Consider the following 10,836-nt stretch of genomic DNA (forward strand, 5'->3'; position numbering starts at 1 on the left):
GCCGAGCACGAGCGCACCGTCGTCGACCACGTGGCGGGCGAGGTTCGCGACCACCTCCTGCTCCGTGCCGGGCGCGAGGAAGACCATCACGTTCCCCGCCGAGACGACGACGTCGAACGTCGCGCCGAGGTCGACGTCGAGCAGGTCGGCGACCAGCCACGTCGGGCCAGGACGCGTCGCGCGGGCCTCCGCGACGAGCACCTCGTCGGCGTCGACGCCGACGACGTCGTGGCCGCGGTGGTGCAGCGCGCCACCGAGGCGACCGGCCCCGCAGCCGGCGTCGAGGATGCGCGCGCCGGGCGGACCAGCCGCCCCCGGCCCGGCACCCCCGCCGGGCCGCTCCGCCGCCCCCGGCCCAGCACCCCCGCCGCGCCTCGGCGCCAGCGCGTCGACGAACCGCGCCTCCCCCTCCAGGTCGGCACCCTCGGCCTCGAGGTCGCGGAAGCGGTCGCGGTACCAGGTCGAGTGGCCCTCGTCGGTGTCGGTGAACCAGCGCGGCGTCGGCATGCGTCCATGGTCGCGCAGGTTGATCCTCGCCGGGCGTGCGCGCTTACGTGGGGCCCCACCCAAACCAGCTCCCCCACCGCAAACACCCGCCCCAACCGCACGTTTACGTGGGGCCCACGCAAACGCGCACCGGGGGCGGGCCTAGGCTGCGCTGGTGGCGGAGGTGGAGGAGCGGACCGGGAGCGGGTTGCCGTACGGGATCGGGGCGTACCTCTGCTGGGGGCTGTTCCCGCTCTACTGGCCGCTGCTGGAGCCGGCCGGGCCGCTCGAGGTGCTCGCGCACCGCATCGTCTGGTCGCTGGCGTTCGTGCTCGTGCTCATCGGCGTCACCCGACGCTGGGGCCGCTTCCGTGACATCGCCCGCGACCGCACGCTCATGCTGTTCCTCGCGCTCGCGTCGGTGACCATCGCCCTGAACTGGGGTGGATTCATCTGGGGCGTCACGAACGGGCACGTCATCGAGACGTCGCTCGGATACTTCATCAACCCGCTCGTCACCGTGCTGCTCGGCGTGCTCGTGCTCAAGGAGACGCTGCGGCCCGCGCAGTGGGTGGCCGTCGGCATCGGGTTCGTCGCCGTCGTCGTCCTCACCGTCGACTACGGACGACTGCCGTGGATCGCACTGCTCGTCGCCGGCTCGTTCGCCACCTACGGATTCCTCAAGAAGCGCGCGTCCCTCGGCGCGTTCGAGGGCCTCGGCATGGAGACGCTGATCCTCGCGCCGTTCGCGCTCGCCTTCCTCGTCGTCCTGCAGCTGCGCGGCGACCTCACGTTCGGGCACGCCGGGGCCGGCAACGCCGCCCTGCTGGCGGGCACGGGCGTCGTGACGGCCATCCCGCTGCTGATGTTCGCCGCCGCCGCCACCCGGCTCTCGCTCACGACGATCGGCCTGCTGCAGTACCTCGGCCCGTTCATCCAGTTCCTGCTCGGGCTCCTCGTGTTCCACGAGGCCATGAGCACGGCGCGCTGGATCGGGTTCGCGCTCGTGTGGGCGGCGCTCGTCATCTTCACCGTCGACGCGATCACGAGCCGACGTAGAGCACCGCGGCCGGTCGTCACCGCCTGAGCAGCACCCCGGCGACGCGACGCTCAGGCGACGCGGTCGGCCAGGCTGTCGCAGAGCGCCTCGAGGGCGCGGCGGGCCGGCACCTCGGCCTGCACGTACGCCCGCGCCTGCGCCATCGCCGGGTGCACCCGCAGCGCGGCCAGCACCTCCGCGACGACCGTCTCGTCCTCGATCGGGCCCGACAGCCGCTCGCGCAGCTGCGCGTCGGCCGGGTCGTCGCCGCGCAGCGCGAGCAGCGTCGGCAGCGTCGGCACGCCCTCGCGCAGGTCGGTGCCCGGCGTCTTGCCCGAGTCGTCGCTGTCGCTCGCGATGTCGAGCACGTCGTCGCTCAGCTGGAACGCGACCCCGATCCGCTCGCCGAACTCGGTGAGCGCCGCCTCCACGTCGTCGCCCGCACGCGACGCCCGCGCGCCGAAGCGCGCCGACGTGGCGATCAGCGACCCGGTCTTGTCGGCCACCACGTCGAGGTAGTGCTGCAGCGCGTCCTCGCCCTCGGCCGGACCCACGGTCTCGCGGATCTGCCCCCGGACGAGACGCGAGAAGGTCTCGGCCTGGATGCGCACGGCCTCGGTGCCGAGGGTCGAGACCAGCTCCGACGCCTGCGCGAACAGGTAGTCACCCACGAGGATCGCCAGCGAGTTGCCCCAGCGGTCGTTCGCGCTCGGAGCGCCCCGGCGCAGCGGAGCCTCGTCCATCACGTCGTCGTGGTACAGCGTGGCCAGGTGGGTCAGCTCGACGACGAGCGCCGACGGGACGACGTCAGGGTTGTCGGCGTCGCCCAGCTGCGCCGCCAGCACGACGAGGAGCGGGCGGAAGCGCTTGACCCCGGCGTTCACGAGATGGGCGGCGGCCTCCGCGATGAACGCGTCGGGACTGTCGACGGCCGCGGCGAGCCGTGCCTCGACGGCCTCCACGCCACGGCGCACGCGCTCCTCGAGCTCCGGCTCGTCGAACGAGAATCCCAGCGACACGTCCCGGCTCCTGGTCACAGTCGGCTCAGCGCACGAAGGTTCCCGCGTGCTGAGCGAGGTCGAGCACCGGACCTGGGAGGATGCCCAGGACCAGCGTGCCCGCAGCGGCTGCTGCGATGACCACCGTAGTCAAGACGCTGGGAAGCGCCACGGTCGGGCCGTCGCCGACGGGGTCGGTGAAGAACATCAGCACGATCACCCGCACGTAGAAGTAGGCCGCCACGGCACTCGTCAGGACGCCCGCGACCACCAGGGCGCCGTAGCCGCCCGACCATGCCGCGCTGAACACGCTCCACTTGCCGATGAAGCCGCCGGTGAGCGGGATCCCCGCGAACGACAGCATGAACAGCGCGAAGGACCCGGCCAGGAACGGCGACTCCTTGCCCAGTCCCGCCCAGCGCGACAGGTGCGTGGTCTCGCCTCCCGCGTCACGCACGACCGTCACCACCGCGAACGCGCCGATCGAGGAGACACCGTAGACGCCCAGGTAGAACAGCAGGCCGGAGACCGACGTGATGCGCTCGGAGTCGGCCACGTAGGCGCCGGCCAGACCGACCAGGAGGAACCCGGCGTGCGCGACGGAGGAGTAGGCCAGCATGCGCTTGACGTCCGTCTGCGCGATCGCGACCAGCGAGCCCACCACCATCGTCAGCAGCGCCACGACCCACAGCAGCGGCCGCCAGTCCCACGACGCCCCGCCGAACGCGACGAACAGCACGCGCATGAACGCGACGAACGCCGCCGCCTTGGTGCCCGCGGCCATGAAGGCCGTCACCGGCGTCGGCGCACCCTGGTAGACGTCGGGCGTCCACTGGTGGAAGGGCACCGCGCCGACCTTGAACAGCATGCCGACGCTGATCAGGCCGATCGCCGCGAGGAGCAGGTGCTCCCCGCCGGTGCGGCTGGTCACCGCCGTGTCGACGTCGGCCAGGCGGAAGCTGCCCGCGTAGCCGTAGGCGAGCGCCACGCCGTAGAGGAAGAACACGGACGAGAACGCGCCGAGCAGGAAGTACTTGAGCGACGCCTCCTGGCTGATGAGCCGCCGACGCCGGGCCAGCCCGCACAGCAGGTACAGCGGCAGGCTCATGACCTCCAGGCCGACGAACATCGTGACGAGGTCGTTCGCCGACGCGAACAGCATCATGCCCGCGAGCGCGAACAGCAGCAGGGGGAAGGTCTCGGTGTGCTCGAGGCGCAGGCGGGTCGCCTCCGCCTCGCCGCCCGACCCCGGCGGGTCGACCGCGCGACCCGTGAAGGCGCTGAGCCCGCCGTCGAGCCGCCGCTCGGCGAAGAGCGCGAGGCTGAGCAGCGCGAACACCAGCAGCAGCCCCCACGTGAGCACGCCGGGTCCGTCGACCGTCACCGCGCCCTCGGCCACGGGGGTGCCGCGGCCGACGACGTCGCCGTCGACGCGGTCGAGCGACACGTACACGCGGACGGTGTCGAGGAGTGCGGCGAGCAGGCCCAGGCCGGCCAGCACCGCCTGCGCGGTGAACCGGGTGCGCCGCGGCCAGAACGTCTCCACGAGCACGGCGACCATGGCGACCCCCGCGACGACGAGCAGCGGGGACAGCAGCGACCACTCGATCGTGGGCGCGGGGATGTCGGGCCGGTCGGCCAGCAGCAGCGTCGCCATCAGTGACCACCCTCCGTCGCGGGGAGCTCGCTCATCGGCGCGTAGGAGCCGGAGAAGGAGATGCCGTCGAGGTCGGCCGGGGTGCGGGGCGGCGGGTCACCGACCCCCACGTGGCTCACCACCTCGTCGACGGCGGGGTTCACGAGGTCGAGCAGCGGCTGCGGGAAGAAGCCGAGCCCGACGATGAGCACGACCGCGGGGGCCAGCGCCGCCACCTCGCGGTGGTCGAGGTCGCGCAGGTGCTCGACCTCGGGCTGCAGCGGACCGGTCATGGTCCGCTGGTACATGATGAGGATGTACAGCGCCGCGAGCACGATGCCGAGCGTGGCGAGCACCGCCGCCGGCACCGAGCGCGTGAACGTGCCCGCGAGCACCATGAACTCGCTCACGAACGGCGCGAGTCCCGGCAGCGACAGGCTCGACAGGCCGGCCAGCAGGAGGATGCCGGACAGCACCGGCGCGACCTTCTGCACGCCGCCGAAGTCGCTGATGCTGGCGGAGCCACGACGGGCGACCATCATGCCGGTCACGAGGAACAGCGCCGCGGTCGAGAGCCCGTGGTTGAACATGTAGAGCGTCGACCCGGCCGTCGCCGTGTGGGTGAAGGTGAAGATGCCGAGGATGATGAAGCCGAAGTGCGACACCGACGTGAACGCCACCAGCCGGCGGACGTCGTCCTGGCCGATCGCGAGCAGCGCGCCGTAGAGGATGCTGACCACCGCGAGCGTGATGACCACGGGGCTGGCCCACTCCGACGCCCCCGGGAACAGCTCGAGGCACCACCGCAGCATGCCGAACGTGCCGACCTTGTCGATGATGCTGACCATCAGCACCGACGTCGCCGGCGTGGCGGTGCCGGCAGCGTCGGGCAGCCACGTGTGGAACGGGAACAGCGGGGCCTTGATCGCGAACGCCGCCATGAACCCGAGGAACAGCAGCCGCTCCGTGGTCGTGCCGACGTCGAGCCCCGAGAGGTCCGACAGCAGGTAGGTCGGGTCGCCGGCGCGGGCGGTGACGACGTACAGGCCGACGATCGAGGCGAGCATGAGCAGGCCACCGACCAGGTTGTAGATGAGGAACTTCACGGCGGCGTAGGTGCGACCCGCGCCGCCGTAGGAACCGATGAGGAAGTAGATCGGGATCAGCGTCGCCTCGAACAGCACGTAGAACAGGAAGGCGTCGGTCGCGCAGAAGACACCGATCGCGAGCGCCTCCAGGACGAGCATCCAGGCGAGGTAGGAGTTGACGCTGCGGGCCGCGGGCAGGCGGTCCGCCCACGCGGCGAGGAGGACGATCGGCACGAGCACCGTCGTGAGGAGCACGAGCGTGAGGCCGATGCCGTTGACCCCGAGCGCGTAGTGCACGCCGAGCGGACCGATCCACTCGTGCTGCTCGGTCAGCTGGTAGCCGCCGGCCCCGACGTCGAACCGCGACGTGACGTACAGCGCGAGCGCGAGCGCCACGAGCGACGTCGCCAGCGCGACGACCTTGACCGCCCGGGCGGCGGCGGCCGTGCGCGGCATCAGCGTGACGACCAGCGCACCGACGAGCGGGGTGGCGGCGAGGACGGACAGGATCATGCGAGCGTCACCGCCAGGAGTGCGAGCACCACGACGAGCGAGCCGACGAGGATGCTGAGGGCGTAGCTGCGGACGTAGCCCGTCTGGGGCGTGCGCAGGAACTGGGACGTGTCGCCGAGCCGGTCGGCGAGTCCACGGACGAGGCCGTCGACGAGCCGTGCGTCGAGGAAGACCAGCACCCGCGTGAGGTGTCGCACGGGCCGCACCACGAGCGTGTCGTTGACCGCGTTGCCGTAGAGCTCGTGTCGGCCGGCGCGGGTGAGCACCGAGACGTCGGCGTCGGCGGGCGCGGTCGGGGCGATCGGCGAGCGCGTGTACGTGGACCAGGCGAGCGCGACGCCCACCGCGACCACCGCCGTGACGATGATCGACATGCCCCAGGCGGGCACCGCGAGCTCGTGGTGCTCGGTGTGCCCGACCACCGGCTCGAGCCAGTGCTCGATCCACCCGCCCAGCACGAGCACGCCGCCCAGGACCGACAGCGCGGCCAGCACCACCAGCGGCACCGTCATCACGCGCGGCGACTCGTGAGGGTGCACGTCGTCGAGCCAGCGCTTCGGCGACGTGAAGGTCATGACCATGAGCCGCGTCATGTAGAACGCCGTCACCCCGGCGCCGAGCAGGGCGGCCAGGCCGATCCAGAACGACTCCCCGAAGGCCGCCTCGATGATCTTGTCCTTGGAGAAGAAGCCCGAGAAGCCGGGGAAGCCGATGATCGCGAGGTAGCCGAGCCCGAAGGTCGCGAACGTGACAGGCATCGCCCGACGGAGCGCGCCGTAGTGCCGCATGTCGACGTCGTCGCTCATCCCATGCATGACCGAGCCGGCACCGAGGAACATGTTGGCCTTGAAGAAGCCGTGCGTGATGAGGTGGAAGATCGCGAACGCGTAGCCCGCAGGTCCCAGCCCGGCCGCCAGCATCATGTAGCCGATCTGGCTCATCGTGGAGCCGGCGAGCGCCTTCTTGATGTCGTCCTTCGTGCAGCCGATCCATGCACCGGCGAGCAGCGTGACCAGGCCGACCACCACCACCGCCGTCTGCGCGACCGGCGCCGCGTCGAAGATGCCGTTGCTGCGGACCACCAGGTAGACGCCGGCGGTGACCATGGTGGCCGCGTGGATGAGCGCCGACACCGGCGTCGGACCCTCCATCGCGTCCAGGAGCCAGGCCTGCAGCGGCACCTGGGCGGACTTGCCGCACGCGCCCAGCAGCAGGAGCAGCCCCAGCGCCGTCGCGACCGACTCGCTCGCCTGCCCCGCGACCGTCGCGTTCACCACCTGGATCGACGACGTCCCGAGCTGCGCGAACATCAGCATGATCGCCAGCGCCATGCCGACGTCGCCCACGCGGTTGAGCACGAACGCCTTCTTGGCCGCCGCGGCCGCCGACGGCTTGTGCTGCCAGAACCCGATGAGCAGGTACGACGCCAGCCCCACGCCCTCCCAGCCGAGGAACAGCACCAGGTAGTCGTCGGCCAGCACGAGCGTGAGCATGGCCGCGACGAAGAGGTTCAGGTACGCGAAGAAGCGACGACGGCGCACGTCGTGCGCCATGTAGCCGATCGAGTAGACGTGGATGAGCGTGCCCACCCCGGTGACCAGCAGCACGAACAACGCCGACAACGGGTCGAACCGGTACGCCATGTCGACGTGGAACGGCCCCGACGAGATCCAGGTGAACAACGTGCCGGCCACCGACCGGTCGCCCTCGGGACGACCGAGCAGCTGCACGAACGCCACCAGGCCGATGCCGAACGACACCGCCGACGCGACCGTGCCCACCAGATGACCGACCCGGTCACCCTCCTTGCCCCACACGAGCAGGCCGAGACCGCTCACGAGCGGCACCACCACGACCAGCCAGACGAGATCGAGCACGCCCGCCCCCTAGAGCTTCAGCAGGCTCGCGTCGTCGACCGAGGTCGTGCGACGCGTGCTGTAGATGGACACGATGATCGCCAGCCCCACCACGACCTCGGCGGCCGCGACGACCATGACGAAGAACGCCGCGATCTGGCCGTCGAGCGTGCCGTGCTGGCGCGAGAACGTCACGAGCGCGAGGTTCGTCGCGTTCAGCATCAGCTCGACGCACATGAACACGACGATCGCGTTGCGGCGCACCAGCACGCCGACGGCACCGATGGTGAAGAGGATCATCGACAGGGTCAGGTACTCGTTCACTCGTCCCCCTCCCGGCCCACGGCCCCGGACCCCCGCCGAGGCCCACCGTCCCGGCCCACGGCCCCAGCCCCGGCGTCCTCGTCGTCCTCGCGACGGAGCTGGCGCGAGACCACGTGGATATCGTCGTCGAACCCGTCGCGCAGCTGCCCGCGCGCCACGATGCTCGGCGACACCGAGTCCGTCGCCGGGCTGCCGTCGGGCAGCGGGGCGGGGGTGTCGACCGCGTTGTGCCGCGCGAACACGCCAGGCGTCGGCGGGTTGCCGGGGTGGCGGCCCGTCGTCGCGTACTCGGCCATGCGGTCGCGCGCGATGTCGGCCTGGCTGCGCCGCGGCGTCAGCGCCTCGCGGTGCGCCAGCACCATGGCCCCGAGCACCGCCGTCACCAGCAGGGCCGCGGTGAGCTGCATGGCCACCACGTACGGGCCGAACATCAGCGCGGCCAGCCCGTAGACGTTGCCGTCCTCGTTCGCCGAGCGCAGACCCGTCACCGGCCCCAGCGTCGTCTGCCCGACCGCCGTCACCAGCACGAACCCGAAGCCCAGACCGGCCACCGTGGCCGCCAGCCGCTGGCCGCGGATCGTCTCGGTCAACGACTCCCGCGACTCGACGCCCACCAGCATGAGCACGAACAGGAACAGCATCATGATCGCGCCGGTGTAGACGATGATCTGCACCGCGAACAGGAACGGGGCACCCTGCGCCGCGTACAGCACCGCCAGCCCCACCATCACGACGGCCACGCTGAGCGCGGCGTGCACGGCCTTGCGGGCGAACAGCAGCCCCAGGGCCGCCACCACCACGACGGGCGCGACGATCCAGAACGCGGTCACTCGGTCGCCTCCCCGTGCGTGACCTCGACGACCGGCAGCGTCTTGCCCGCGTAGTAGTCGTGGTGGTCGTCGCTGATCAGCATCGCGTGCGGCGGCTCGACCATGCCGGGCAGCAGCGGCGCCAGCAGGTCGGACTTCTCGTAGATGAGGTCGGCGCGGTTGTCGTCGGCCAGCTCGTACTCGTTGGTCATCGTCAGGGCGCGCGTCGGGCACGCCTCGATGCACAGCCCGCAGAGGATGCAGCGCAGGTAGTTGATCTGGTAGACGCGGCCGTACCGCTCCCCCGGGCTGAAGCGCTCCCCTCCCCCGTCGGTGCCGTCGGAGGTGCCGTTCGAGGCGCCCTCGACGTAGATCGCGTCGGCCGGGCACGCCCAGGCGCACAGCTCGCAGCCCACGCACTTCTCGAGCCCGTCGGGCCAGCGGTTCAGCTGGTGCCGGCCGTGGAACCGGGGCGCCGTGGGCCGCTTCTCGAACGGGTACTGCTCCGTCACGGGCTTGCGAAACATCGTGCGGAACGTGACGCCGAAGCCGGCGATCGGGTCCCACAGCGTCTCCTTCAGGCTGCCTCCGCCGTTGGTGTCGCTCATCGTCGGACGCCCTCCTTCTGGTTCCAGGTCTGCTCGGGCATGGGCGGCGTGGGGTAGGAGCCGCCACCGTGGTCGGTCGGCGCAGGCGCGTCGACCTCCGCCGTCTGCTCGGGGTCGGACGGCTTCCGCTCGGGCAGGAGCAGGCTCACCAGCAGCACCGCGGCGGCCACCCCGGCCGCGACGAACAGCGTGCGCTGGTCGAAGGTGCCGTCGGTCATGCCCTTGCGGACGACGATGACGGCGACGATCCAGACCAGCGAGATCGGGATGAGCACCTTCCAGCCGAAGGCCATGAACTGGTCGTAGCGCATCCGGGGCAGGGTGCCGCGCAGCCAGATGAACAGGAAGATGAAGCCCAGCGTCTTGCCGAGGAACCACAGCACCGGCCAGTAGCCCTCGTTCGCACCCGGCCACAGCGTGCCGATGCCGAACGGGGCGCGCCAGCCGCCGAGGAACAGCGTCGTCGCGATCGCCGAGACCGTGACCATGTTGATGTACTCGGCCAGGAAGAACAGCGCGAACTTCAGCGACGAGTACTCGGTGTGGAAGCCGCCGACCAGCTCGCCCTCGGCCTCCGGCAGGTCGAACGGGGCCCGGTTCGTCTCCCCGACCATGGCGATGACGTAGATGATGAACGACGGCAGCAGCGGCAGGAAGTACCAGACGTCCTCCTGGGCGGCGACGATCTCGCTCGTCGACATCGTGCCCGCGTAGAGGAAGACGGTGACGAAGCTCAGGCCCATCGCCACCTCGTAGGAGATGACCTGGGCGCTCGAGCGCAGCCCGCCGAGGAGGGAGTAGGTGGAGCCCGACGACCAGCCGGCGAGCACGATCCCGTAGACGCCGATCGAGGTGACCGCCAGGACGTACAGCACGGCGACCGGCATGTCGGTGAGCTGCAGCGGCGTGACGGTGTCGGTGAACGGGATCCGCACCTCCGGACCGAACGGGATGACCGCCCAGGCCAGGAACGCGGGGATGGTGGCGATGATCGGCGCCAGCACGTAGACGACCTTGTCGGCCGCCTTGACGACGATGTCCTCCTTGAGCGCCAGCTTCACGCCGTCGGCCAGCGACTGCAGGAGCCCGAAGGGTCCGTGCACGTTGGGGCCGACGCGGTGCTGCATGCGCGCCACCACGCGGCGCTCGAACCAGATGTTGAACAGCGTGTAGACCACGAGGATCACGAAGACCAGCAGCGCCTTCAGCGCCACCACCCAGAACGCCTCGTTGCCGAATGCCTCGCTCATGCCTGCTCACCTCCTGGCAGCAGGCGGACGGTGGAGCCGTGGTCGGCGCCCAGCGTGCCGCGCAGGTGGACACCGTTGTTGCCCGGTGCCCACACGACGCCGTCGGGCAGGTCGGCCACCTCGGTGGGGAACGACGCGCTGCCGAGGTCGGTGGCGATCGTGGCGACGTCGCCCACCTCGACGCCGGCAGCGGCGAGGGTGGCGGCGGAGGCCTTCAGCACCGCACGAC

At 71.1% G+C, this 10,836-nt stretch carries 11 protein-coding genes; 1 reads left to right on the forward strand and 10 read right to left on the reverse strand.

Annotated features, from left to right (window positions below; translation table 11 throughout):
- The coding region (locus A6Q79_RS17255; RefSeq protein ID WP_317698855.1) for a class I SAM-dependent methyltransferase at positions 1 to 507 on the reverse strand (507 nt) is incomplete at its 3' end.
- Between the two features lie 154 nt (positions 508 to 661).
- Here A6Q79_RS17255 and rarD point away from each other — a divergent pair.
- On the forward strand, positions 662 to 1,573 hold the full coding sequence (gene rarD, locus A6Q79_RS17260; protein ID WP_236749808.1) for an EamA family transporter RarD: 912 nt from the start codon (positions 662 to 664) through the stop codon (positions 1,571 to 1,573).
- A 23-nt stretch (positions 1,574 to 1,596) separates the two neighbouring features.
- Here rarD and A6Q79_RS17265 read toward each other — a convergent pair whose 3' ends face one another.
- The 9 genes from A6Q79_RS17265 to A6Q79_RS17305 all read right to left on the reverse strand — a co-directional run.
- Entirely contained in the window at positions 1,597 to 2,544 is a 948-nt protein-coding gene (locus A6Q79_RS17265; RefSeq protein WP_317698856.1) for a polyprenyl synthetase family protein, read from the reverse strand.
- 25 nt (positions 2,545 to 2,569) lie between these two features.
- Positions 2,570 to 4,180, reverse strand: coding sequence for an NADH-quinone oxidoreductase subunit NuoN (gene nuoN, locus A6Q79_RS17270; RefSeq protein WP_067854629.1), 1,611 nt, complete (start codon positions 4,178 to 4,180; stop codon positions 2,570 to 2,572).
- A complete protein-coding gene (locus tag A6Q79_RS17275) occupies positions 4,180 to 5,760 on the reverse strand; it encodes an NADH-quinone oxidoreductase subunit M (RefSeq protein ID WP_083516222.1) in 1,581 nt (526 codons plus the stop codon). Before A6Q79_RS17275 ends, nuoN begins: the two co-directional genes overlap by 1 nt.
- The gene (gene nuoL, locus A6Q79_RS17280; RefSeq protein WP_067854626.1) at positions 5,757 to 7,637 is read right to left on the reverse strand and encodes an NADH-quinone oxidoreductase subunit L; all 1,881 of its coding nucleotides are present in this window, start codon (positions 7,635 to 7,637) and stop codon (positions 5,757 to 5,759) included. The genes A6Q79_RS17275 and nuoL overlap by 4 nt, the downstream gene beginning before the upstream one ends.
- 9 nt (positions 7,638 to 7,646) lie before the next feature.
- Complete coding sequence (nuoK, locus tag A6Q79_RS17285) at positions 7,647 to 7,940, reverse strand: NADH-quinone oxidoreductase subunit NuoK (RefSeq protein ID WP_083516221.1); 294 nt, start codon at positions 7,938 to 7,940, stop codon at positions 7,647 to 7,649.
- Positions 7,937 to 8,770, reverse strand: a complete 834-nt coding sequence (locus A6Q79_RS17290; RefSeq protein WP_067854623.1) for an NADH-quinone oxidoreductase subunit J — start codon at positions 8,768 to 8,770, stop codon at positions 7,937 to 7,939. The genes nuoK and A6Q79_RS17290 overlap by 4 nt, the downstream gene beginning before the upstream one ends.
- On the reverse strand, positions 8,767 to 9,357 hold the full coding sequence (gene nuoI / locus A6Q79_RS17295) for an NADH-quinone oxidoreductase subunit NuoI (RefSeq protein ID WP_067854620.1): 591 nt from the start codon (positions 9,355 to 9,357) through the stop codon (positions 8,767 to 8,769). The genes A6Q79_RS17290 and nuoI overlap by 4 nt, the downstream gene beginning before the upstream one ends.
- The gene (gene nuoH, locus A6Q79_RS17300; RefSeq protein ID WP_286689590.1) at positions 9,354 to 10,607 is read right to left on the reverse strand and encodes an NADH-quinone oxidoreductase subunit NuoH; all 1,254 of its coding nucleotides are present in this window, start codon (positions 10,605 to 10,607) and stop codon (positions 9,354 to 9,356) included. The genes nuoI and nuoH overlap by 4 nt, the downstream gene beginning before the upstream one ends.
- A partial coding sequence (locus tag A6Q79_RS17305) for a hypothetical protein (protein WP_317698857.1) occupies positions 10,604 to 10,836 on the reverse strand: 233 nt, incomplete at its 5' end. The genes A6Q79_RS17305 and nuoH, both read right to left, overlap by 4 nt.

The organism is Aeromicrobium sp. REDSEA-S32_B7 (genome assembly GCF_001626145.1).
GTDB classification, from domain to species: Bacteria; Actinomycetota; Actinomycetes; order Propionibacteriales; family Nocardioidaceae; genus Aeromicrobium; species Aeromicrobium erythreum.

Bases quoted from the DNA above. Each gene is read 5' to 3' on its own strand.
- nuoI (WP_067854620.1), bottom strand. From the start codon at position 9,357: ATGAGCGACACCAACGGCGGAGGCAGCCTGAAGGAGACGCTGTGGGAC.
- nuoN (WP_067854629.1), bottom strand. From the start codon at position 4,180: ATGGCGACGCTGCTGCTGGCCGACCGGCCCGACATCCCCGCGCCCACG.
- A6Q79_RS17275 (WP_083516222.1), bottom strand. From the start codon at position 5,760: ATGATCCTGTCCGTCCTCGCCGCCACCCCGCTCGTCGGTGCGCTGGTC.
- nuoH (WP_286689590.1), bottom strand. From the start codon at position 10,607: ATGAGCGAGGCATTCGGCAACGAGGCGTTCTGGGTGGTGGCGCTGAAG.